Source organism: Arcticibacterium sp. SM2516 (genome assembly GCF_057914865.1).
This window is the reverse complement of the sequence record NZ_CP195290.1, coordinates 5,539,996-5,562,723: the sequence shown is the minus strand read 5'-3', so window position 1 is coordinate 5,562,723 and position 22,728 is coordinate 5,539,996. Positions and strand designations below refer to the sequence as shown.

23 protein-coding genes are annotated in these 22,728 nt (G+C 36.8%); 9 read left to right on the top strand and 14 right to left on the bottom strand.

Annotated elements, in window-relative coordinates; all coding sequences use genetic code 11:
• Window positions 1-90: 90 nt before the first annotated feature.
• The 9 genes from ACSBFT_RS22680 to ACSBFT_RS22640 all read right to left on the bottom strand — a co-directional run bounded on the left by ACSBFT_RS22680 (window position 91) and on the right by ACSBFT_RS22640 (window position 7,386).
• Entirely contained in the window at window positions 91-762 is a 672-nt protein-coding gene (locus ACSBFT_RS22680) for a DUF2461 domain-containing protein (protein WP_489602552.1), read from the bottom strand.
• Window positions 763-840: 78 nt separating this feature from the next.
• On the bottom strand, window positions 841-1,788 hold the full coding sequence (locus ACSBFT_RS22675; RefSeq protein ID WP_489602551.1) for a hypothetical protein: 948 nt from the start codon (window positions 1,786-1,788) through the stop codon (window positions 841-843).
• Between the two features lie 82 nt (window positions 1,789-1,870).
• Window positions 1,871-2,701: a ThuA domain-containing protein gene (locus ACSBFT_RS22670; protein WP_489602550.1), complete on the bottom strand. Its 831-nt coding sequence runs from the start codon at window positions 2,699-2,701 to the stop codon at window positions 1,871-1,873.
• A 284-nt stretch (window positions 2,702-2,985) separates the two neighbouring features.
• Window positions 2,986-3,393, bottom strand: coding sequence for an OmpA family protein (locus ACSBFT_RS22665; RefSeq protein WP_463048058.1), 408 nt, complete (start codon window positions 3,391-3,393; stop codon window positions 2,986-2,988).
• A gap of 220 nt (window positions 3,394-3,613) precedes the next feature.
• Window positions 3,614-4,663 carry a DUF2452 domain-containing protein gene (locus ACSBFT_RS22660; protein WP_489602549.1) on the bottom strand — a complete coding sequence of 350 codons (1,050 nt, stop codon included), beginning with the start codon at window positions 4,661-4,663 and terminating at the stop codon, window positions 3,614-3,616.
• A 90-nt stretch (window positions 4,664-4,753) separates the two neighbouring features.
• Window positions 4,754-5,125: a hypothetical protein gene (locus ACSBFT_RS22655; protein ID WP_489602548.1), complete on the bottom strand. Its 372-nt coding sequence runs from the start codon at window positions 5,123-5,125 to the stop codon at window positions 4,754-4,756.
• Between the two features lie 2 nt (window positions 5,126-5,127).
• Window positions 5,128-5,250, bottom strand: coding sequence for a hypothetical protein (locus ACSBFT_RS22650; RefSeq protein ID WP_463048055.1), 123 nt, complete (start codon window positions 5,248-5,250; stop codon window positions 5,128-5,130).
• Between the two features lie 88 nt (window positions 5,251-5,338).
• On the bottom strand, window positions 5,339-5,788 hold the full coding sequence (locus tag ACSBFT_RS22645; protein WP_489602547.1) for a hypothetical protein: 450 nt from the start codon (window positions 5,786-5,788) through the stop codon (window positions 5,339-5,341).
• Window positions 5,789-6,285: 497 nt separating this feature from the next.
• The gene (locus ACSBFT_RS22640) at window positions 6,286-7,386 is read right to left on the bottom strand and encodes a Fic family protein (RefSeq protein ID WP_489602546.1); all 1,101 of its coding nucleotides are present in this window, start codon (window positions 7,384-7,386) and stop codon (window positions 6,286-6,288) included.
• 242 nt (window positions 7,387-7,628) lie between these two features.
• Here ACSBFT_RS22640 and ACSBFT_RS22635 point away from each other — a divergent pair, with 242 nt between their 5' ends.
• The 3 genes from ACSBFT_RS22635 to ACSBFT_RS22625 all read left to right on the top strand — a co-directional run bounded on the left by ACSBFT_RS22635 (window position 7,629) and on the right by ACSBFT_RS22625 (window position 11,121).
• Window positions 7,629-8,063, top strand: coding sequence for a hypothetical protein (locus tag ACSBFT_RS22635; protein WP_489602545.1), 435 nt, complete (start codon window positions 7,629-7,631; stop codon window positions 8,061-8,063).
• A gap of 457 nt (window positions 8,064-8,520) precedes the next feature.
• Entirely contained in the window at window positions 8,521-10,398 is a 1,878-nt protein-coding gene (locus ACSBFT_RS22630; RefSeq protein ID WP_489602544.1) for an ABC-F family ATP-binding cassette domain-containing protein, read from the top strand.
• Between the two features lie 87 nt (window positions 10,399-10,485).
• Window positions 10,486-11,121: a DedA family protein gene (locus ACSBFT_RS22625; RefSeq protein WP_489602543.1), complete on the top strand. Its 636-nt coding sequence runs from the start codon at window positions 10,486-10,488 to the stop codon at window positions 11,119-11,121.
• 506 nt (window positions 11,122-11,627) lie between these two features.
• Here ACSBFT_RS22625 and ACSBFT_RS22620 read toward each other — a convergent pair.
• The 5 genes from ACSBFT_RS22620 to ACSBFT_RS22600 form a co-directional block, all read right to left on the bottom strand.
• Complete coding sequence (locus ACSBFT_RS22620; RefSeq protein ID WP_489602542.1) at window positions 11,628-12,536, bottom strand: OmpA/MotB family protein; 909 nt, start codon at window positions 12,534-12,536, stop codon at window positions 11,628-11,630.
• A gap of 134 nt (window positions 12,537-12,670) precedes the next feature.
• Window positions 12,671-14,038 carry a sensor histidine kinase gene (locus ACSBFT_RS22615; RefSeq protein WP_489602541.1) on the bottom strand — a complete coding sequence of 456 codons (1,368 nt, stop codon included), beginning with the start codon at window positions 14,036-14,038 and terminating at the stop codon, window positions 12,671-12,673.
• Window positions 14,035-14,727: a response regulator transcription factor gene (locus ACSBFT_RS22610; RefSeq protein WP_489602540.1), complete on the bottom strand. Its 693-nt coding sequence runs from the start codon at window positions 14,725-14,727 to the stop codon at window positions 14,035-14,037. The genes ACSBFT_RS22615 and ACSBFT_RS22610 overlap by 4 nt, the downstream gene beginning before the upstream one ends.
• A 384-nt stretch (window positions 14,728-15,111) precedes the next feature.
• Window positions 15,112-16,023: an OmpA/MotB family protein gene (locus ACSBFT_RS22605; RefSeq protein WP_463048048.1), complete on the bottom strand. Its 912-nt coding sequence runs from the start codon at window positions 16,021-16,023 to the stop codon at window positions 15,112-15,114.
• 191 nt (window positions 16,024-16,214) lie between these two features.
• On the bottom strand, window positions 16,215-17,009 hold the full coding sequence (locus tag ACSBFT_RS22600) for a UDP-2,3-diacylglucosamine diphosphatase (protein ID WP_489602539.1): 795 nt from the start codon (window positions 17,007-17,009) through the stop codon (window positions 16,215-16,217).
• A gap of 154 nt (window positions 17,010-17,163) precedes the next feature.
• Here ACSBFT_RS22600 and ACSBFT_RS22595 point away from each other — a divergent pair, with 154 nt between their 5' ends.
• The 6 genes from ACSBFT_RS22595 to ACSBFT_RS22570 all read left to right on the top strand — a co-directional run bounded on the left by ACSBFT_RS22595 (window position 17,164) and on the right by ACSBFT_RS22570 (window position 22,652).
• Window positions 17,164-17,631, top strand: a complete 468-nt coding sequence (locus ACSBFT_RS22595; protein ID WP_489602538.1) for a TspO/MBR family protein — start codon at window positions 17,164-17,166, stop codon at window positions 17,629-17,631.
• 485 nt (window positions 17,632-18,116) lie between these two features.
• Window positions 18,117-19,073, top strand: coding sequence for an RraA family protein (locus ACSBFT_RS22590; protein ID WP_489602537.1), 957 nt, complete (start codon window positions 18,117-18,119; stop codon window positions 19,071-19,073).
• Window positions 19,074-19,164: 91 nt separating this feature from the next.
• Window positions 19,165-20,436 carry a mandelate racemase/muconate lactonizing enzyme family protein gene (locus ACSBFT_RS22585; protein ID WP_463048044.1) on the top strand — a complete coding sequence of 424 codons (1,272 nt, stop codon included), beginning with the start codon at window positions 19,165-19,167 and terminating at the stop codon, window positions 20,434-20,436.
• Between the two features lie 91 nt (window positions 20,437-20,527).
• Entirely contained in the window at window positions 20,528-21,079 is a 552-nt protein-coding gene (locus tag ACSBFT_RS22580; protein WP_489602536.1) for a DinB family protein, read from the top strand.
• Between the two features lie 119 nt (window positions 21,080-21,198).
• On the top strand, window positions 21,199-22,236 hold the full coding sequence (locus ACSBFT_RS22575; protein ID WP_463048042.1) for a DUF4056 domain-containing protein: 1,038 nt from the start codon (window positions 21,199-21,201) through the stop codon (window positions 22,234-22,236).
• 194 nt (window positions 22,237-22,430) lie between these two features.
• Window positions 22,431-22,652, top strand: coding sequence for a PspC domain-containing protein (locus ACSBFT_RS22570; protein WP_463048041.1), 222 nt, complete (start codon window positions 22,431-22,433; stop codon window positions 22,650-22,652).
• The last annotated feature ends 76 nt before the right edge of the window (window positions 22,653-22,728 follow it).

Sequence of the window (22,728 nt, the reverse complement as noted above, 5' to 3'; positions counted from 1 at the left end):
TTATTGATTAATCGCCCTATATTCTAGATAACCTTCGAGGTTTAATCGATGGTTCAGATATACCAAAAAACACTTAGAGAAGACTAAGTACTACGAAACAGCACTGTTCAGGAAGTCGCCCAAAGGTTTCAAAGTTTCAAAAACTTCTATGGCGTGGGGCAAGAAACTATCTTCGGTCACTTCAGCATCTTTTACATCATGCTGAGCCAAAAAGCTCTTCTTTTTTAATAAATCAATGTATTTATGGTCTTCGCCAAAACCCTTGGGTGGTCTTCTGAGGCTTTCACCAATTAAAGTCCCAAAGGTTTCTTTAAACCTTGGCGATTCTAGGACAGCTATAAGCGAGGCTCCACTATAATCTATCTCTTGTCTAATACCTTTTATCCACTCTCCTTGTGGCAGATATGCTCCACCTGCCAACATGCATTCACCCTCACCTATGTGTATATAGTAACCAGAGCGTGTGTGAATATCCGATTTCTTTAAGGCAGAAGTAATATGAGCTCCCATGTGGGTTTTATAGGGCGATTTGTCCTTTGAAAAACGGACATCTCTGTAAATTCTAAAGACACAACTCTTTCCGGTATGATGAGCTATGCTTGGGTCAAACTTGGAGATCCCTTTGATTAAATCATCCATAAAAGCTTCAAAGTTCGCTTTTGCTACCTCGTATCTGGCTTTATGATCCGTAAACCATTCTTTGTTATTATTGGCTTTAAGTTCTTTTAAAAACTGAAAAGTGTCTTTTGAAATGGCTGTCATGGTTAATACTTTTAGGTTAAAATAGAAAGTAACTTAAATATAGAAAATAACTTACCATAAGCGTTTAATAGCCACTGGCTACCTCCTCTTAAAAGTTTTAATTATTGCTTTTATATCTTCAAAAGCTGTCTCACTCCCTTTAAGGTACATGCCATTCAAAATATAATAGCCGCCATCTTCTCCAAATAAAATCACCTGATACATTTCTTCTGTTTCATCCTCATTATTTTTCGCAAAAAGCTCATAACCACTCAGTCCATCAATCTTTATCTCTTTTACTTCTTTATCTAAAATGACTGAATAATCTCCTGGATATTTCCTGATTCTTGACAGGCAAAACCACTTTTTGTTTTCAATATTCGCCTTGGCAAAAGACATATCAGTTATTAAACCCACTCTATCTTCACTTTCGGTTGGCGTTTTCAAATCTCTATTGAATATCATGCTGTTTCCCATCACACCCACCAGTTTAAGATCTCCCACTGCTTCATCCAATGTATAATTTAGAGCTCCCCTAGGGTCTGCTTTTAAACTACTTTTTACTACTATAGAAAAAACGCTCTCCTTTATTTTAATGCCCAATTCCACAGAATCTTTCAAAAACACTCCATTTATAAGAACCGTAAAAGACTCATCTCCGTAAACAAGAATATTTTTAGCATAAACCAAACCGTTGGCTTCTTGATCTAAATCAATCAAGTAGCCATCAAAACCAGAAAGCTTAACTTCTTGCTTCTTGTTAAGCCTCATCCCTCTTTCTTTTAACATTTCAGCATTAAAACCCTCTGACACCTTAGAAAAAGGGCCAGGTATTTCAATGATCATAATCATGGAGTTAGGGTCTTCTGAGTTCTGAAAACCTTTAAAGTTTTCGCTAGAGATGAAGGATTCTGGGGGAATCATTGAAACATTGGTGCCGTTAACCAATTGATGACTATCTGAAGAAATGGTGTAAGGGAATTTTTCTTGTGCTAAAACTAAACTTGATAAGCCAGCTAAAAGTAATAGTAATAAGAGTTTTTTCAATGTGCTATTATTTGAGGATTACGATATCTCAACCCAAAATTAAACTTTTATACATTAACCGAATATTAAAGTTGCTACCCTTTCAGAGCCCTTTACCTAGTCTTAAAAGGCTATTGAGTATCATTTTATTTTGAAATTTACTAGAAAAGCTGGAAGATAGCGTTCGGTTGGTGCCCCCCTCATAGTCTATGTCGTTATGACCTATGTTAAAATAAACCATCCTATAATTTTTGTTTCGCCAGGCTATAGGAAAATAGCCTTCATGCCAAATTTCGTGAGGTTTTGGACCTGTGCCGAGTGGAAAACTAAGGGGGTCTACTGATAGCAATATCTTGAAATTAGGCAAATTTCTCAAATCGTTTTGCCAACTATACCACTCGCAGGGCGTTGAGAGGAAGGTTTTGGGCATTTTTTCGCAAAAAACGTCCTTCCTATCTTCTACTTTTAGAGTAGCGGCTGTGGGTCTCCATGTATTGCTTTTATACTGCCCTACACCCAAAAAAGTTTCATGATACCAGTCCCAGTTTTGAGGATATGTAGCGTTATCTAATGCAAAAGCAGAGAAATGAAAGCCCATCCAAGCCCCACCATTTTCCATGTATTGTTGAAAAGCTAATCTTTGAGAAGCTACTTCTGGCCTAGTATCCAGAAATAAAACCACTTCATAATTACTTAAAAAGTCCTCCTTGAGTTGACTCCAGTCGTCTGTGGCAGTATAAGTAAAACCATTTTTTAAACCTTCGGATTCAAACCACTGATTGGCTTCTTTCACAAAGCTAATATGGGCTTTGTCGTTTTTCCCGGTATAAAAAGCAATTACATTAAACTGGGCAAAGAGTGGCTTTACTCCAATAAATAAAACCAACAATATTAAGGTCTTTAAAACAGACCTAGACTTATTTCTAAAAGGCATGGTTAAAAATAACCAGCTTTCAGAAAACAATCAAAAAAGTGCATCTATTAAATGAGTGAAGAAACTCATTTAGTAAGATTTTGTATAGAAAACAAAGTTTTAATTTATTGAAACCGACAATCAAAATACTGGTTATCAAATCAAAGATGCGAGCCTTTGATGAACAATCGTTATTATCCTTTTATTTATAGAAGTAGCCTTTTTTTATACAAATTATATTCTTCTAGGGCAAAATGGCCCACTATTAAACCCGGTTTATCAATAAACCATAAGTGATGATGACCTCAAAGCGGAATGGGAATAAACAGAATATCTACTCGCCTGTTTCGCATCCTGCCTTCGTTGGTATTATTATCAAATACAGGAGCATCAAAAGCGAAGTCTTTAAACTTAATGATTTCTTGTGGCACCCTGAGATTAACAAGTGTTTCAATAACCGATGCACTACGCATTCGGCTCAGGTATTCATTAAATTCTCTCCCTCCAATGTTGTCTGTATGACTGGTTATTTTTATCTCATAGAATTCTAGGTTCGGAATACTTTGAATAAGCTCTTTTAAACTTAGTTTTTGATCCTTGTCTATTAAGAAGCTTCCTCCTCCGAAGTAGATACTTCGCATTATCTCTTTTGGCTCTTGGGCTATAGATTGAAAAGGAAAAGAGAATAAAAATAGTATGACTAGTTTTTTCATAATCCCATAAATTAGATTAACTAATTTAATACAAGACGTTTAGAAAAGCAATCATACCAAACTATAAAACAAATTAGACAGCTATTGACATCTCTTAAGAAATGGCTTTTAGCGATTTATCATTTAATACTTTAGGAGAATAGGTCAAAACCTAGCATTTTTAAATGCTTGTTCCGTTATTTTGCCTTCCGCTTACCTATTTCTCTAATGTTCGGTCGTATTATTCCGTTTCATTTTCATTGAACTCTACCTCTTCCCAAACCTTATCACTATTTAGCTTAAACGATCCCAAATACTTTTTACGCCAACTTCCCGGTGGTATAAGCGACAAAAACTGTTCGTCTTCGTTGGCTTTAGCATATAAATGATACACCTTTCCGATGATAGGTTCGGAGCCCATTTTGGCATTATAGAGCAACTCGTTTACCTTATACTCATCTATCAGCTTTTGATAGTTGTTTTTTATGCTTTCAATCTTACTGTTAAACGTATGGTTAAAACTGCTGATACTGCTGTTTTTCCAGCTGGACAATTGAGTGGTCTGAATACTGGGTGCACCAATATTGGTTCCATAGGGTAAAAGACTGGAATTATATGTTTGACTGGTCTTATCAAAAGAAACATTGTCTGGACGTTCTTTGGTATAAAAATTCGGAACCTCTTCCACTCTGGCGTAAGGGTAGTTTATTAACTTGCCAACCGAAGAATATTGATTTAACCCCGTTACACAAATGTCATGAGCTTTTTCTAAATCCAATTGGCCATCCGCCTCTAGGTATGCCTGTTCTATATTGATGACCTGAACCTCCCCAATAATTAAGTGTGTCCCGTTAGATTTGATGGCTATATCTTCCACCAACTTTAATCCCAATTTTATGGTACTCTCCTGAACAAATGGAGCAGGAAATTCAGCAAGATACTCCTCTTTCAGGTTACATGCCTTAAATTCCGATTGATCCCTTTCAAAATTAGCAGATGTGTAGTGAGCCTGCTTTAGAAAGGATTTATGAACATGGTTTATAGTGAAGACACCCGTTTCTTTGATATTATGATAGGTATCTTTTTCAACCGTTAGCGGTCTCATTATAAAACCTAACTGAGGAGGATTAGACCCAATATGAACAATGGAACTAAAGAGACCTAAGTTGCTTATTCCGTCTGACGAACGCGTTCCTATTAAATGAACACCCTTATAACCAGAAATAGAATTGACAAACTTTAGTCTGTATTTATTTTCCCAAGAAGAGATATCAGCGGGCGTGATGAGCATAAAGAAGTTACTTTTGTTGAACAAAAGTAACTATGTGGAAGACAAATACTACCGTATTTTATATAACAAAGTTATGCTAAAGTAAATGGTTTAATCCTCCATTTCAGAATCTATATCCTCTTTTTTAGGAGCACCGTATCTTGCCAAAAGTTTACCAGAAACCTTGTATGAGGCAGAATAGGCTAAACCCTCCTGACGATGCGTAAAAGTTGAAAATGCTTTTTTATACCATTTTGCATCGGTCGCTTTCTTTTTAAAAGTCTCATGCATGGCCGTATCGTATGCTTCGCCATTAAGTCTTGGAGAAATTTGATAAACACCAATTCCAAAATATTCAACTTGCTCCAGTACCTTTTCAAAATCAGATTGAGAAAAATAGTGAATGGCACTATCGTCAAATCCGTCGTTCAGATTTTCTAAACCTACAAATACATGTTTCTCTAAAAACTCCGCTTGCTCCATATCTAATTCAAATAAATTTCCGCAAAGATTGCTTGTTTTTTTTGTAATTTAGCAAGGTTTGAAAATACTTTCTGCCCTGCGTAATTAGCAGTGTGACCAATATTCAAACTTGATAAGTTTTCCATTCTTAACTTCCAGTTTATTAATAACCTCTCTTTGGAAAAATATAACTAGGTTTCCTCTGGAGCTTAGCCTACTCTGAAACGTAAGGATTTAATACCCTCTAATTATTTGAAATTCCTCAACAGATTTAGGTCCACAATTCCTTAGTTTTTCGAAGTGTCTAGGTTTTAAATCTTCTATAAAAACCTCTTCCACATCAAAATTATCATATAATATATTTTTTAATCTACCTGAGACTATGTTCTTCTCAATAAACTCCTCAACTGTCGTTTTTGCTCCGTAAATCTCCTTTTTATAATTCTTTGAAAGATTAAAATCAATTTTATCGAGCTTATCTACCATTTCAAGAATAATTGGTTGGCACATTTTAGAATCTAATTCAATTGAAAACAAGTTTAACAATTTCGAAAAAAACTCCATTGAAGAATTTAAATCGTCTATTTCATAGCACTGATATAGATTCAAAGGAGGAGAAATCTCTTGTCTTTTAATTTTAAAGCATACTGGAATAACTTCACACTTTTCTAAGGCTTGTCCCATGCCGCTTTCGAAATAAACCCATGGTCTATTAATACTATTGGGAGTCAAAAGGGCTTTAACAGCTTGACTTTCGGTAATTTGCTTTAATATTTTATTAAACCAAATATCGCCAGGGATAAGGCCATTATTACCCTTATTGTCCGAAGAATATCAAGGAACTATTTGCTTAAGTGTAATTCGGTTTAAAGTACTTGAAAAAATGTCAGCAATTTCTTTATCCTGGTTAAAATGGCTGATAAAAAAAGCGATGTTTCATATTTTGTTTTTTTTGCTTTTAATTCTTAGCTCGGAAGTGAATTTGAATTCAAATTAACATATTAGCCCTATTAAACCAGCTACTCTGATGACATTAAATAGCTAATAATAACCAACAAGGATTTGCTTTAGCAAACGAAAGTTACAGACCAACCTTTATCCTTCGAAAATTAGGCTAAAAAAATATGTAAAGAACAGCTATTTATTAGGTGTCTAATATTTGGAAAGCCTAATAATTTCATTTAAACCAGCTCATAACTAGTACTTCGGCCGCCACTTTCACTTTTCTTTAAGATATCTTTATTTATTAAATCTTGTATATCTCTCAAGGCCGTATCAGATGAGCATTTTGCTATTTTAGCCCATTTTGAAGAGTTTAATTTGCCTTCAAAACCATCTAAAAGCTTATTCAGTAGGAGCTTTTGTCTGTCGTTCTGGAGCCTTGAAGCGTTCTTATTCCAAAACTCATGTTTCTGAATAACTTTCTCTAGCACAATCTCCGAAGAGCTTAATGCCTCCTTTAAACAATTTAAAAACCACGCTAGCCATTTTGTGATATCCATTGTTCCTTTTTGAGTTCTCTCCAAAACCTCATAATAGCCCTTTCGTTCTTTATTGATTTGAGAAGACATGCTATAAAAACGCTGTGGCATACCGTCAGATTTAGCCAATAACATATCGGTTATTGCTCTGGCTATTCTTCCATTTCCATCTTCAAAGGGGTGAATAGTTAAAAACCATAAATGAGCAATACCCGCTTTTATGACGCTATCTTCATTATGGTTTGTACTTAACCAATCTAAAAAAAGTTTCATCTCTGATTCTATCACAGTAGCATCGGGGGCTTGATAATGCACCTTCTCTTTTCCCAAGGCTCCAGAAACTACCTGCATGGGTCCTGTAGAATCGTCTCTCCACCCTCCTACCTTAATTTTGTACAAGCCACTTCTTCCGGTAGGAAAAAGCGAAGCTTGCCAATCAAACAAACGTTCTTTATTTAAAGTCAAATCATAATTTAAGGTAGCGTCTAGCATCATCTCTACTACACCCTCCACATCTCTATCTGAGGGTATTAAACCTGAAATATCAAGCCCCAACCTACGTGCTACAGAAGAGCGAACCTGCTCTCTATTTAGAATTTCTCCTTCTATTTCGGTTGACTTCAGCACATCCATAGTCAAAGTCTCCAAAGTAGCTTCGTTTCTTAAATCATAGCCCAATGACTCCATCTTACCCACAAGTTTCCCTTGAGAATGGCGTACTTCCGCTACCAACGAAAATAACTCTTCGCTGTCCCACGTAAACTTAGGCCAAGCCTCTTTTTGATAGATATAAACTTTCATTCACCGCATTATATGCGGCGAATATATACATTATTCGCCGCAATACAATCCTATTCACCGCAAAATATGCGGCGAATAGGTTGATTATTCGCCGCACAAGTTAAAAGCCACCTTTCAAAGCACTTTTGGACATTAAATACCCACTAACTGGATATTAATAATATTGAAGTTGATTCATAAGTAGTTTTAAGAACTACTAAGAAGGAATAGCTAATTTAGCACTAATTAAATTGAAATGACTTATGCAGAAATTGGTTCACACAACCATCTTCATGCTTTTCTTTCTGGCGGCGGTACAAGGGCAAAATAAAATATATTACACAGCAAATTTCGCCCTATTTAATGATAAGTATTACGACTATAATTATTCCTATAGTGATGGGTTATTAAAAAACTCTTTTCCTCTAAGAAAGAACGCTCCTTATGTTCTTTTTACACCCTCAATTATTCAAGAAACAAAAAAAGGAAACTATAGAGAGCTTGAACTCAAACAAATTAATTATTTTAAAGGTGTTGAGGATTTCAGCCAGACTGTGGATGCTGAAGTAAGACGGGCTGGGTTTGAATTAAACCATAGATACTACACGAAATTATTCAAGAAAAAATATGATAAAATTGAGTTCAAGGTTTCCTATGCCACTTCAATGGCTTTTATTTTGAAAGCATTAACCCCCTAACTCAGAAATACCATTATGAAAGAATAAGAAAAACCTTATTTTCGAAAAATTCAGTCGCATGTTCTATAGCCTATAGAATTAAAGAGAATCTTTTATTAAATCTAAGGTCTGATTTTGCAAATATTACCCTTCGATATGGTTTACTTTTCACCGATGATAATAAAACACCGGAATACCTTAAGAAACGACCAGTTTTCGAGTTCGACTCTCATTACCCAATACCATTCATTAGTCTAAATAATGTGAGTTTTTCGTTAAGCTACAAACTGAACAAATCTATAAAGCAAACCGCTTTAAAATTATAATTGCCACTAGTTTTGATATTCATTACTTTCAAACACAATATACAGTTGGTATGCCAATAAACCTCCTCTTCATTTAAGCTCATTCTAAGCCCTCACATATTAAATACCCACCAACAGGCAAGGAATAATAATAGCTAAGCTAAATTTGCGGCATGAATTATTTATCGGCAGAAAATATAGGCAGAGACCTAGGTGAACATTGGCTTTTTAAAGGTTTGACCTTTGGCATACTTCAAGGAGAAAAAGTAGCTTTAATTGGCTCTAATGGCTCTGGAAAGACGACATTACTAAATATGGTGGCTGGAATTACCGAGACAGACGGTGGTGAAATTTCTTTAAGAAACGACATCCGCGTGGGTTACTTACCGCAGGAGCCAGAACTTATAGATGAACTTACGGTCATGGAAACCATTTTTAATGCTGAAAATGAGATTACAACGGCCATTAGAAATTATGAGATTTCTATGGAAACCAACGACATTGATTTGATGTCTTCTGCCATAGAAACATTAGATGCTCTTCAAGCTTGGGATTACGAAGCTAAAGTAAAGCAGATTTTAGGGAAACTAGGTATTCATGATTTCACCAAGTTGATTTCTCAGCTTTCTGGTGGACAGAAAAAACGTGTGGCTTTAGCCAAAGTTTTGATAGATAATCCTGATTTCTTAATTCTGGATGAGCCTACCAACCACCTTGACTTACAAACCATTGAGTGGTTAGAGGGTTTCCTTTCTACTTCTAACACCACCTTATTTCTCGTTACTCACGATAGATATTTCTTAGATAAAGTTTCTAACCGTATTATGGAGTTGGCTAATAACCAGATTCATAAATTCACCGGAAATTATGCGTATTTCTTGGAGAAGAAAGCCGCTCGTGAAGCCAATGATGCCGTGGTACACGAGAAAAACCAACAACTGCTTAAGAAGGAGCTGGAATGGATGCGTAGACAGCCTAAGGCTAGAACCACCAAAGCACAATATAGAATAGATGCTTTTCATGATTTGAAAGAGAAGACGGCGGCAGGATTTAAGAAAGATGATAAAGTAGAGCTGAATGTCCGTACCGAAAGAATGGGCAAGAAAATATTGGAGATTCAGGACATCACCAAAGCCTATAACGACACTACCTTTATAGACCATTTTAGCTACACCTTTAAACGTGGAGATAAGATTGGCATTGTAGGTAAAAATGGTATGGGGAAAACCACCATGCTGGATATTATCATGGGCATTACCAAACCAGACAGCGGCTCTGTGGTAAAAGGTGAAACTATAAAAATAGGTTATTATTCACAGGGGGGATTGGATTTCAGTGAAGACCAAAAAGTAATAGACGCCATTAGAGAATATGCGGAGTTTGTGAAGTTAGGTGATGGCAGAGAGTTGTCTATATCAGCCTTTTTGACGATGTTTTTGTTTCCGCCAAAAGTACAGTACAACCCCATCTATAAACTTTCTGGAGGAGAGAAAAGACGTTTGCAACTGATGAAAGTATTGGTTCAAAGCCCCAACTTCTTGATTTTGGATGAGCCTACTAACGACTTGGACATTGACACTTTAAATGTTTTAGAAGAGTTCTTAGAGAGCTTTGGCGGTTGCCTATTAGTGGTATCTCACGATAGATACTTTATGGATAAGATTATTGACCATGTATTTGCCTTTGAAGGCGAAGGTTACATCAAAGACTTCCCTGGAAACTATACAGAATATAGGCTTTGGAAAGACGAAGAAGAAAAAGCTGCTCTTGCTGAAAAAAAAGAAAAACCTAAAGAAGAGTACGTAGAACCTCCGAAAGTAATAGCTGCTGACAAAAGGAAAATGAGCTTCAAAGAAAAAAAAGAGTTTGAAGATCTAGAAAAGGCGATGAGACAGCTAGAAAAAAGAAAAGAAACGGTTATTGAATTAATGAATGGTGGTGAAAGTGATTTTGAAAAACTAACTGCTTTAGGACAAGAATTAGCGGAAATAAAAACTAATTTGGAGGAAAAAGAGTTAAGATGGCTAGAACTGTCGGAAATAGAAGGTTAAGAGCATTCCTAAAAAAAATCTTATTATGACAGAAAGCATTTTCATTTAACCCTATAAGCTTTATTTTTACGCCCTAAGCAGAGCACAATGGAACAAATCACAGAATTCTTTCAATATTTAACTAACTCTGAAGAAATCATTCAGACGGGTGGTTTGATAGCGATAGTGCTGATTGTGTACATCGAAAATGGCTTATTTTTTGGATTCTTTCTGCCTGGCGACTACCTGCTTTTCCTTTCTGGTGTATTCTGCGGATTAGCCATTCTTAAGGTTAATATTTTCTTATTAATATTATGCGTTTTTTTAGCTGCCGTGTTGGGTTCCTTTACGGGGTACATCTCCGGCTATTACTTTGGCGAAGCCCTAGAAGCTAAAAAAGAAAACCTTTTCTTTAAGAAAAAGCATATCAAAAAAACGAAAAAGTATTTTGAGAAATACGGCAGCAGAACCCTTATTATAGCCCGCTTTTTACCTATTGTTAGAACCTTTGCTCCTATTATGGCGGGCTTGGTTAAGATGAGAACCATACCGTTTTGGGCTTATAATATTTTGGGAGCAGCCATATGGGCGGTGGTATTGGTTGGTGGCGGTCATTATTTTGGAGTTCATTTTCCATGGATTATAGACTACGTCCATTACATTATCATTATTTTCTTGGCTGTTACATCTTTTACCGTGATAAAAGGATATTTCTCTGCCAAAAATGAGATAGAAGAACTCTAAAGAAATTACTCCCCAAGCAAAAGCCCGAGAAGTAGTTTACATTGGGCTTATCATATTTTGGATGCAGCCATACGGGTGGTCGTATTGGTTGAAAGAGGTCATTATTTAAGAGTTCATTTTCCATGGATAACAGACTACATCCATTACATTATTATTCTTTCCTTGGGCATTACAGCTTTTAACCCGGATCATGCGTTGCGGAACCTTTATGAGTTTTAAAGTAATAAACCAGACAATTAAAGGAAATTAGCATAGCGTTTACCTTGATCTAAGTGATTGATTTTAAATGGGTTTACGTACTAATTTGTGTTACCCTGAGCTTGCCGATGGGAAGCAATTTAGCTACGGTCCCGATAAAATCGGGAGATTGCCTAATGCATAGAACGGGTTACCGTGATAAAAGGATATTCGCAGCCAAAAATGAGATAGAAGACCACTAAAAAAAATCACTCCCCAAGCAAAAGCTCGAGAAGTGATCTACATTCGTGAAAGCACCTTAAAACAAACTACTTAGCCAAATCAGGATTTAATAAATCATAAAACTGATCTAATTTAGGCATCAAAATTATTCTGGTTCTTCTGTTTTTAGCCATGTTTTCTGAAGAATTATTAGGCACCAAAGTGTTAAATTCTCCTCTTCCAGCGGCAATTAACCTATCAGGGTTTATACCATAGGTATCTTGTAAAACTCTTATGACAGAAGTAGACCTTTTTACACTAAGCTCCCAGTTATCTTCTATAGCTCCAGAAATAGGTTTATTATCAGTATAACCTTCTACCATTACTTCTAGCTCTGGTCTAGATTTAATAATCTTAGCTATTTTACCTAAAACCTCCTTGGCTCTTGGCGTAAGTTTATAACTTCCAGAACTGTACATCATGGCATCAGAAAGGTTAATCATAACCACTGTTTTGTCCACTTTAATGTCTACATCCTTATCGTTAAGGTCCATTCCTAAACTACTCTTTAGGTTAACCGCCAGTGCCAAGTTGATAGAATCTACTTTAGTTCTAGCCGACTGTAGTAAATTAATGTATTTGTCTTTTTGGCTCATCTGAGTGAGCGTCTTGTCTACGTTATCGCTAGCTGTTTTTGAAAGCACCGTAAGACCTTCTACCTGCATAACTTGCTGGTCTCTGTTTTTTTGTAAGTCGGCTATCTGACTTCTTAAATCCTTTAATTGGTCCTCTCTTAGTTTTGAAGTATTGGAAGAAGACATGTTGCTGGCATCCAAATCACTTCTTAGTTTTTGATTGTCTTGTTTGGCGACCAACAGCTCGTCGCTGCATTTCATCAAACTTGCATCCGCCGTCTTGTATTTGGACTGCATCGTTGTAAATTTCTTTTTACTAACGCATGAAACAAAAGTTCCGGCAAATAAGAGCGAAACCAATATCCATTTTAAGCTTTTCATTCTCGTTTTTTTTGATTTTAATTGTTTTTGAAAATCAAAATAGAGGTCAGATTCTAATTATTCTGCGTTCTATTTGACGAAACAAAATAATCAGCAAATTCTTTATTAAAACTTAAGTGAGGCTTAAAAGAAACTTAAATTTTAAAGCCAATTCTAAAACGATTCAAAAAAGCCGAGGGTGCTTCATAAGACAATTCTGCCGAATGAAACTGAAGAATACGCTTAGTAATTCTAAGGCCTAAACCATAACCGTTTATTTTGGTGGCATTGCTGCCCCTCATGAAGGAACTAAAAAGTCGTGTTTGTTCAAATTCTGAAATGGTTTGACCGTCGTTTTCTATCAAAACTTGAATTCCAGTTTTAGGCTCCGAAATGATTTTGACCTGAATGGCGTTGTCGGACGCGTATAGAAAAGCATTTTTAATGAGGTTACTGACCGCTATCTGCAGCAAGGGCTTTATGCCCATAATTTCCATTTGATACTCACCGCCAAGGGATTCTACTATCTCAAATTTCATATCATACTCTGGATCCAGCTTTTTCATTTCTTCGTAAGCTGCAAAAATCAATTCATCCACACGTACTTTTTCGAAATCTTTACCCTTTTCTTGTTTTTCAAGACGAGATAGTAAAAGCAGCGTATTGATCAAATCTGACATTTGATGTACGTCGTTTTTTATATTCTTCAAATATTCCAAAACCTCTGGAGGATGTGTATAATTCTGCATCATACCTTCCAACTGAAAAGCTATTCTGGTCAACGGTGTTTTAAGTTCATGTGAAGCATTGGCCGTAAACTCCTTCTGCGACTCAAAAGCCCCATCTATCCGTTCTATCATGCTATTAAATGAATTTGCCAGTGTTTCTATTTCGTCGTTTCTATTGTTTCCTGTGATACGATGGTTTAGTTTATTGGCAGAGATATCCACAATCTGAGATTTGAAATTCTCCAGCGGCAGCAGTAATTTTTTAATAAGAAAAAGTGTAGATATCCAAACTAAAACGCTCCCTACAAAAAATGTAAAAAGCAGAATATAAAGCAGATAAGACAATTTCCTTCGGCCATATTTATCGCTGGCAGAAGTAATCACAAAGTAATCTCGCTGCTCAAAATCGTAATACATACCCACCACTTCCTTCTCTTTCTCATTTCTGTAAAAAAAGCCTTTCTCTTTTAAAAGCTCTAAGTCATTTTGGTTCCAATGGATTTCTGCATCATCAAGGCTACTATAGATGAGGTTAGAACTGTCGTCAAAAACAATGGTCTTTTCGTCAAAAAGCTTATAAATGGTGTTTTGATCAATGCGTTTTAAGAGCTGCTTATCCACTTCTTTGACTTCCAAAAGTAATTTCGCCGTTGTTATAGCCTTATTTTGTAGTCTATTAACAAATTCTGTTTTGCGATACTGAGCCGATGTGCTATAAATTAAAATACATGCCAAAGCCAAAAATGCCGAAAAAACAGAAGACACACCTACGGATATTCTTCTTCTTAATGTCATGACTCTTCTGCCGTAAGGTAATACCCAAAACCTGGTTTGGTATGTATAAGTTTTTGACCAAAACCCTTGTCAATTTTATTCCTGAGAAAGTTAATATAAACCTCAATGGTGTTAAGGCTGGTTTCAAAATGAATATCCCAAATTTGTTCTGCAATGGTTTGTTTAGAGACCACCCTACCTTTTGCCTTGGTCAAAAACACCAATAGCTGATATTCTTTCTTTGTCAGTTCAATAACCGTGTTAGCCCTTTTCACCACCATGTCGGTTTGGTTTATTTCCAAATCACCCACAGAGAGCACTTCTGCGTGAACTTTTTCAGTGTTTCCTCTTCTAAGAATAGAATTGATGCGAAGCAATAACTCTTCAAAATGGAAAGGCTTGACCAGATAATCATCTGCCCCAAAATTAAAAGCATCCTTTTTATCCTGAATATCCCCATAAGCAGTCAGCATAATTACGGGTGTGGTTATTCCCTCTTTGCGAAGCCTTTGGCAAACCTCCAAGCCATTCAATAATGGCACATTGATGTCTAACAAAAGAACATCATAAGAACTTTGGCGAATTTGCCTGAAGAGTGTCTCTCCATCAAAAACCACATCACACTTAATATCTCTGGAGTTCAAAAAGCTTTTTACTTCTTTTACAAGCGTTTTATCATCCTCCAGTAAGAGTGTATTGATTTGCATCATGTTTTAGGTAATTGTTGGTTTAAGCATCATTACTAACTCTAAACCAGAGTCAATATTGCGGAGCAAATCTCAACAATATTTTTGAGTTTAAAATATTATTTAAACCCGTATTATGCGTTGGGGAATCGTAATGAGTTTTAAAATACAATAAATCAGACAATTAAGGGAAATTAGCATAGCACTGCTATGGTGATTGAGTTTAAATGGTTTTACGTACTGATTTAAAGCAATTTAGCTCCGGTCCCGATAAAATCTGGAGATTGCCTAATGCATAAAGTGGGTTAAATGACGTATAAAATTTAGGCATTCATACCCTCCCGACACCTGAGCATAAAAAAACCGCCTTATGATTACTCACAAGGCGGTTTTTACGGTTAAATAAGTTTATTTACCCGCCAAGTCAGGGTTCAATAAATCATAAAACTGATCCAATTTTGGCATCAAAATTATTCTTGTTCTTCTGTTTTTGGCCATGTTTTCTGCTGTGTTATTAGGTACCAGTGTATTATATTCTCCTCTACCAGCAGCTATTAATCTGTCAGGATTCACACCATACATTCCTTGTAAAACTCTAATTACAGCAGTCGATCTTTTCACACTTAACTCCCAATTATCTTCTATTGCTCCAGATATAGGCTGATTATCTGTATAACCTTCTACCATCACTTCTAACTCAGGTCTAGACTTAATAATTTTAGATATTTTCCCTAAAACTTCTTTAGCTCTTGGTGTTAATTTATAACTACCTGTACTGTACATCATGGCGTCAGAAAGGTTAATCATGACCACCGTTTTATCTACCTTAATATCCACGTCGGTATCGTTAAGGTCCATTCCTAAACTACTTTTTAGGTTAACAGCTAAAGCCAAATTTATAGAGTCCACTTTGTTTCTAGCTGCGTGCAATAAGTTAATATATTTATCCTTTTGACCCAGCTGAGTAAGTGTTTTATCGACGTTATCACTCGCCGCTTTTGAAAGTACTGTAAGACCCTCCACTTGCGTTACCTGCTGGTCTCTATTTTTTTGTAAATCGGTAATTTGGCCTCTTAAATCTTTAAGCTGCTCTTCTCTAAACTTAGCAGTATTTGACATTTCCATGTGAGCAGAAGATAAATCACCTTTTAGTTTTAATATATCTTGATTTGCCGAAATCAAATCATCATTACATTTCATTAAATTGTCTGATGCGGACTGCCATTTTGTTTGACTATCCACATATTTCTTTTTACTAACGCACGATGTAAAAGCCCCTATGAGTAGCATAGATACTACAATCCATTTAAAATTATTCATACTTATTTGTGTTAAGGTTTCTCTAAAATATTGATTTATAAAGTCGTAAACCTAAATATTCGTTCCGGTACTGGTATAGCTAATTCCAACAATCTATATCAAACTTACTGTCAACAACTTAATAGACAAGATACAATATTAACACGGATACCTCAACTGGGAAGTGTAGAAAATACTCAACAGGAAAATCATTAGATTTGATAGGTCTGCAAAGACAAAGAAGTGCCATCATAAACACCATACGTATTAAACCTAATCCAATCTCCAAGGTTTATATATTTAGTGGTTTCTGAAACGGGGTGTTCCAGAGCAATATGTCGATGACCAAAAATATAGAAATCATGATGGTTTCCTTTTTTCTCCATTTCCAAAATGTAATGAAAAAGAAACTCTCCGTTAATGTCAATTTCTTCAAAAACTACATCCTCACTTCTGTTTTTCTTCCAAGAATTTAACGACCAAAGATTACCCAATGACATTCCCAAATTAGGATGCATAAACCTACCAAATAGGAAAGTACAAACGGGGTTATTGAAAAGCGAAGCCTTAAGGAATTTATAGGCCTTATCGCCAGGGCCTAGTCCGTCTCCATGGCCTACATAAAAAGTATGATGAACACATGAAAAAGATTGAGGCTCAAAACAAACGGATGCTCCTATCTCCTTCTGAAAATAGTCTGCCATCCAGAGGTCATGATTTCCAGTGAATATTTTAATGGTTATTCCTTCGTCTGCCAGTTCGGCTAGTTTACCAAAAAAACGAATATACCCCTTAGGAACCACACGCTTGTATTCAAACCAAAAGTCGAATAGATCCCCTACCAAGAAAATTATTTGGGCATCGGTTCTGATACTTTCAAGCCAAGAAACTATTCGCTTTTCACGTACCAAACTTTCTTCATGGTTTGGAGCTCCCAAATGAAAATCTGAGGCGAAATAGAGCTTTTTGCCAACTTGTAGGTCTATGTGAGGAATATCTTTTTTCATGCGGCTGCAAAGTTAGCCCAAATTTTGAATCATTAGGAGCAAAATGAAATCCACATTTTTTAAATCTCACGACGAATACCATTTATGCCGATTCTCGTATTTAATTTAGCATTAAATACATCGCTTTTAAGCTTCATGCCATTGCAATTTCAACATGAAAAAGATACTATCATTTATTCTTTGTTTAGCCATCCCTTTAGCAATAGGAGGCATTTCTGGATTTGCCACGGTTGCGGGTATAGCGTCTTGGTACAGCACCCTTAATAAACCTTTCTTCAACCCTCCCAATTGGATATTCGCACCAGTTTGGACCACCTTATATGCCATCATGGGTGTTGGATTGTACCTGATCTGGCAAAGTCCTAAAAGCCTAGAAAGAACCAATGCTCTGACTATTTTTGGCATACAATTGGCTCTTAACTTTATCTGGAGTTTCTTGTTTTTCTTCTTCGAAAACCCAGGCTTAGCACTCCTTGAAATTTCTATTCTTTGGATGGCTGTTTTAATGATGATAGTATTCTTTAGAAAAGTCAATAGAACCGCCGGAAATATTCAAATACCTTATCTACTCTGGGTGTCTTTCGCCAGTTGTCTTAATGCAGCCATTTGGTGGCTAAATTGAGTAGTAATGAGGCATCATGTAATAGAATATAGCACTTTGCTTGATGTCTGAAAATACTGGATTCCGTGTCTAAAGAAGAACACAAAATTTCTGCGTTTTAAGCACTTTGTTATTTAGATATATTGCCGCACTTGAAAGAAAACCCGTGACGACTTTAACCTTAATTTTGCATTTGCAATTTGTTTTTAGACGAATCCATCTATCTTAACAAAGAAACGTTTAAACAGATATTCACCAAGAAATTTCTGTGTCTTTTGAAATGCATGCACCCCTTCTCAAGCCTTACCTTTTTAAGTCTGCTCTGATTGATGAGGAAGTTTTTTAAAGTAAAAAGAAGAGCTGACTACAGAATCACTAAAACTCAAAAAAGGGGCTTGGGTCTACTAAAAAAGTTATTATTGTCTATTTGACCATATCTTTCCTGGGTCATAGCGGTCCGAGTCTTAATGAATTGTTTAAATTGTCAAAGATTCAAAGAACCCTATATGAAAAAATTAAACTATTTGGCATTATTATGCCTTGGAGCACTTATGCTCTGCCCAAAAATTGGGTACTCCCAGCAAATCTCAAAAGACTACCTACTGCTCCTCACCAGAGAATGGAAAGGCGAAAGATTTAACGATGGTAGACCCAAAGTTTCTGATGACATCTTGAACCGTATGAAGTTGGTAACCCTAGAAGAAGCATGGGCAGTTTTGCGAAATCATAACTATAAACAGCAGTTTGAAGGTAATTGGCAACTCATAAACCCTGACTCTGTGATGGTAGGAAGAGCTTTAACAGCCACTTTCATGCCAGGCAGACCAGACATTCAAAAAGCCATAGATGATAAAGGCCATAACAAAGACGGTCGTGTGCAGTCCCAAAACTCTTGGCCCATTGACCTTTTACAAAAACGCGATGTCTACGTGGCAGACCAATTCGGTTCTTATAAAGATGGCCCTACCATTGGCGACAACCTCGGCAACTCCATTTTTACCAAAAGCGGAAACGGCATCGTATATGATGGGGCCATAAGAGACATTGGGGGCTTGAAAGACATTGGAGGTTTTACCTCTTTCTTCCGAAGCTATCACCCTTCTCACCATCTCAATAACGCTGAAAAAGATCTTAATACCACTTTAGTGGCCATAAATCATCCAACAAGAATTGGAGACGCCACCTGTATGCCCGGCGATGTGGTTTTAGGAAGAGATGGCGGTGTGGTATTTATCCCGCCTCACTTGGCTGAAGAGGTGGTTAAAGTGTCTGAAGTGGTTCGCTTAAGAGACATGTTTGGCCATCAGCGTTTAAGAGAACAAAAATATACACCAGGTGAAATAGACATGAGATGGTCTGACGTCATAGAAAAAGACTTCTCAGGATGGCTAAATGAGCATATCGACGCCCTACCTGTTTCTAGAGCACAAATTCAAGAAATACTTAGCAAAAGAACTTGGTAAACTGAGCATGACCATCACATTTTCTAGCTTATTTCTTTCTTTAAAATATACTTAATTACCTACCAGTAGGACAACCCTAAATCATCATTAAATGAAACGTAGATCATTTCTAAACAAAGCCGCACTCACATCAGCACTTACGGCCGCCCCCCTTTTAAACTTCGCAAGAGAATATGAAACAGCCATTGACCGCACCCCAAAAAGTTCCATGCCGTCGGATTTGAAAATTACGGATATCAAATGCGGTTATATTAGAGGCGGGCACAGCTTATTTGTGAAGATTTACAGTAATCAAGATATAGTAGGTCATGGTGAAGGTGTAGACGCCACACCAGGAACCTATCATTTAGTAAAAATAATGGGCCAGAGAATTAAAGGTCAAAACCCATTAAATGTGCATAAGCTTTTTGAGACAATCAGGAAATCTGGCTTTTTTGAAGGGGCACAGTCTGGAATGTATGTTGCCGTATTGACGGCCGTAGAAACCGCCCTTTGGGATTTGGCAGGCAAGGCATTAGGCCTACCCGTTTATCAACTTTTAGGAGGTAAATTTAGAGATTCGGTACGCGTTTACATGGACACCGCACTGTATCAAAACCGATTACCGAAACCAGAAGATTTTGCAGAAGCTGCTAGAGAAGCTGTAGATATGGGTTTTACAGCCGTAAAATTTGACTTAGACCAAGCCAACGACCCAAATAAATACGACAAGTTTAATTGGACGGCTAGTCCTGCAGAACTTCAACGGATGTATGACCAAATGGCTGCCACACGTGCTGCAGTAGGCCCAAATATAGACATCTGTGCAGATATGCATGGAAAATATGACGCTATCACCGGAGAGCGTGTAGCTAAAATGCTAGAGCCGTTAAACCTAATGTGGTTAGAAGAACCTATAGCTGCTGAAAACGCCGATGCATACAAAAAAATAACGTCTTCTACCTCAACCCCTATTTGTGCCGGAGAAAATCATTATTTGGCTCATGGCTTCCGTCCATTATTAGAGAGCGGTGCGGTAGACATCATTATGCCAGATTTACAAAAATGTGGTGGTCTGGGCGAGGCCCAAAGAATAGCCAACTTGGCCAATCTTTATTATGTGCCATTTGCACCTCATATGGTGGCATCTTATTTAGGTGCTATGGCCTCTGCACATGTTTGTGCCTCTGTACCGAATTTTATGATTATGGAATGGCAAATCTATTTCCATAAAGACCCTATGTATAAAGAAATAGTAAGTTTTGAAGGTGAAGCTGTAGAGAATGGCTTCATAAAAGTTAGGGATGTTCCTGGTATAGGCGTGGAGATAAATCAGGAGGCAATGAGAAAATATGCACCAGAAGGTGTCCCATTTTTTGAATAAGAAACGTCTTGGTATAGAAATAGGTCGAACTTCTGTAAAGAAGTTACTGTTAATATAAAGACCTAATTTTTTAACCTAAACTTATTAAACGATGAAACAAATATTGACACCCCTAAACCTTCTAATCGCCCTTTTTATAGCGTCATTTTCTAGTGCTATGGCCTTAGAAACCCCTAAGACTTCGAAATCTGATATGGCAGCGGACTTTGAAAGGGCTAAGATTTTTTCTTTAGAGTACCTGGAAGCAATGCCAGCAGATGGTTACGCTTTTAAACCAACCGAAGACATTCGTTCATTTGCAGATCAATTCTTGCATATGGCAGACGCCAACTTTGGTTTAACATCTATGATTGCTGGCGTGGCAAATCCAATGGCTGATAAGAAGCTAGAAGGAAATGAAGCTTCTCAGTCCAAAGAGGCCGTTATCAAGGCCGTAACGAAAAGTTATGACCACATCATAAGTACACTAAACGGCATGAGCGATGAAGACCTAAGCGAAACAGTTAAGCTTTTCAATACCTTTGAACTGACTAAAGCCCAGGGAATGGCGAAAGTTTTTGAGCATGCTACACATCATAGAGGTCAAACGACTATTTACCTAAGACTAAAAGGTGTTACGCCTCCTAATGAAAAGTTATTCTAAGGATTAATTATTCCTACAAAAACTCAAGCCAAACGGTTTGAGTTTTTTTTTGCTTAGTGTGAACATATTCGAACACATTTTACGTTAGACTGCTACCTTTCTATAAACAAAGGACACAAGTGAGACTATTTTTCAGTATTATTTTTTCGTTATCATTCGCTGCTCAGGCCGCTCTTCCGCTCGCTATCGGCGATAAAATGGGAGATAACCCTCCACCAAGAATCATTAGAACATGCTGCTCTTTTGGCTCAGATGTTAAAGTCACTGGCATACCTTTTCTAAAAATTTCTGATATTACGAGTGTTGAAAAATTAGGTTCTCATACCTACTTAGGTAACGAAACAGAAAATAATGGTATCATTTATACTCATAAAGGTGGCTTTATTGACATTGGTCACCTAAGAGATCAAGCAGATTGGACGGCCTATTTGTACCAAAAAATTCTTAAAGCCAATAATCAAGATTTTATTATTGAACTCGGTAGAGAAGGAGGTCAAAAGAAACTAGAAATTTATCCTGGTCAACTGGAAACTACAGCAGACAAAATTGCCCTTGCAGGAAAAATAGCTTATAACCTTTCTGTTTGGCATGAAATAGCCACTTTTTTTGGTGCTTCCTATATTCCAATGGTGCCAGAAAGATATTCGGCCTTTAGTATGGAAGATGCTTACTCTAACCTTTTAGGAGTTCAGTTGGGAATGAAAGCCCTTCAAAGTAAACTACCATTTGAGGAAGCTATGAGTATGCTCTTAAGTGAAAAATTGGCAGAATTGGATGCCGTATCAGGCATTGACGGCACTTTAGAAGCCATGGAGGTCGTTAGAGACATTTGGTGGACCAGAGAAGCCAAACTACCTAGCAAAAACATTTTATTACAAAGGGAGTTTGAAATTGAGAACTGTCTGACCCCTTGGTTAATAGAAGATACTAAAAATGAATCTAGTGATAAACTACAGATTTGCCCGCCAACGGAAACCCTTGATGGCACTGACTTAGAAAACTTTTATGAGCTAAGCATACAGCTGAACAGTAAATTTCCAGTGAAACGAGTATTGCCTAAAGAGTTCCACAGGGTAATTACGCAAAAAGATTTCAACTTACTCATATCTGAAGCGGAGCGTAAAACCGAACTTCGAGATAGCCGAATCAAGCTTTAAACAAGCCTTAAAAGGCCGTTTAAGAAGCTCCTTCCAAAACCCAAGCGAAAATTACCATTCTTCATTTTAGAAAACCACTCATGTACTATGTATTGCAAAGTACCTTGTCTTAGTTTAGGTTTGTATCATCAAGTCAGCCACAGTGTTGACGAAAATGATAAAAATTGAAAACTTATACAAAACAAAATATTATTATGAAAAAGCTATTTAGAATTAAAGGTTCAGAAAAAATGTTAGGTGGTGTGGCTGCGGGTTTAGGTCATTATTTCGATATCGACGCCACTTTGGTGAGAGTGTTATTAGCCATTGGCTTTTTCACCCCAGTGCCTGTAGTTATTATTTATCTTATTCTATGGGTGGTTATGCCTGCCGAGCATACCTATCAGCTAAGTCAAACTACTGAAATGCACGCTTAAGATTAATTAAAAAGTTTTTTAGATTAGGGTTTATCTAGGTTTCTTTTAGAAGAATAGATAAAAAAATAAACCTGTC

Excerpts from the sequence above, each read along its gene's own strand:
- ACSBFT_RS22615 (WP_489602541.1), bottom strand. The coding sequence starts at position 14,038 with ATGACATTAAGAAGAAGAATATCCGTAGGTGTGTCTTCTGTTTTTTCG.
- ACSBFT_RS22580 (WP_489602536.1), top strand. The coding sequence starts at position 20,528 with ATGAAACAAATATTGACACCCCTAAACCTTCTAATCGCCCTTTTTATA.
- ACSBFT_RS22625 (WP_489602543.1), top strand. The coding sequence starts at position 10,486 with ATGGAACAAATCACAGAATTCTTTCAATATTTAACTAACTCTGAAGAA.
- ACSBFT_RS22680 (WP_489602552.1), bottom strand. The coding sequence starts at position 762 with ATGACAGCCATTTCAAAAGACACTTTTCAGTTTTTAAAAGAACTTAAA.
- ACSBFT_RS22640 (WP_489602546.1), bottom strand. The coding sequence starts at position 7,386 with ATGAAAGTTTATATCTATCAAAAAGAGGCTTGGCCTAAGTTTACGTGG.
- ACSBFT_RS22585 (WP_463048044.1), top strand. The coding sequence starts at position 19,165 with ATGAAACGTAGATCATTTCTAAACAAAGCCGCACTCACATCAGCACTT.
- ACSBFT_RS22650 (WP_463048055.1), bottom strand. The coding sequence starts at position 5,250 with ATGGAAAACTTATCAAGTTTGAATATTGGTCACACTGCTAATTACGCA.
- ACSBFT_RS22570 (WP_463048041.1), top strand. The coding sequence starts at position 22,431 with ATGAAAAAGCTATTTAGAATTAAAGGTTCAGAAAAAATGTTAGGTGGT.
- ACSBFT_RS22635 (WP_489602545.1), top strand. The coding sequence starts at position 7,629 with ATGCAGAAATTGGTTCACACAACCATCTTCATGCTTTTCTTTCTGGCG.
- ACSBFT_RS22605 (WP_463048048.1), bottom strand. The coding sequence starts at position 16,023 with ATGAATAATTTTAAATGGATTGTAGTATCTATGCTACTCATAGGGGCT.
- ACSBFT_RS22645 (WP_489602547.1), bottom strand. The coding sequence starts at position 5,788 with ATGGGACAAGCCTTAGAAAAGTGTGAAGTTATTCCAGTATGCTTTAAA.
- ACSBFT_RS22670 (WP_489602550.1), bottom strand. The coding sequence starts at position 2,701 with ATGCCTTTTAGAAATAAGTCTAGGTCTGTTTTAAAGACCTTAATATTG.
- ACSBFT_RS22600 (WP_489602539.1), bottom strand. The coding sequence starts at position 17,009 with ATGAAAAAAGATATTCCTCACATAGACCTACAAGTTGGCAAAAAGCTC.
- ACSBFT_RS22590 (WP_489602537.1), top strand. The coding sequence starts at position 18,117 with ATGAAAAAATTAAACTATTTGGCATTATTATGCCTTGGAGCACTTATG.
- ACSBFT_RS22660 (WP_489602549.1), bottom strand. The coding sequence starts at position 4,663 with ATGCTCATCACGCCCGCTGATATCTCTTCTTGGGAAAATAAATACAGA.
- ACSBFT_RS22665 (WP_463048058.1), bottom strand. The coding sequence starts at position 3,393 with ATGAAAAAACTAGTCATACTATTTTTATTCTCTTTTCCTTTTCAATCT.
- ACSBFT_RS22655 (WP_489602548.1), bottom strand. The coding sequence starts at position 5,125 with ATGGAGCAAGCGGAGTTTTTAGAGAAACATGTATTTGTAGGTTTAGAA.
- ACSBFT_RS22630 (WP_489602544.1), top strand. The coding sequence starts at position 8,521 with ATGAATTATTTATCGGCAGAAAATATAGGCAGAGACCTAGGTGAACAT.
- ACSBFT_RS22620 (WP_489602542.1), bottom strand. The coding sequence starts at position 12,536 with ATGAAAAGCTTAAAATGGATATTGGTTTCGCTCTTATTTGCCGGAACT.
- ACSBFT_RS22595 (WP_489602538.1), top strand. The coding sequence starts at position 17,164 with ATGAAAAAGATACTATCATTTATTCTTTGTTTAGCCATCCCTTTAGCA.
- ACSBFT_RS22610 (WP_489602540.1), bottom strand. The coding sequence starts at position 14,727 with ATGATGCAAATCAATACACTCTTACTGGAGGATGATAAAACGCTTGTA.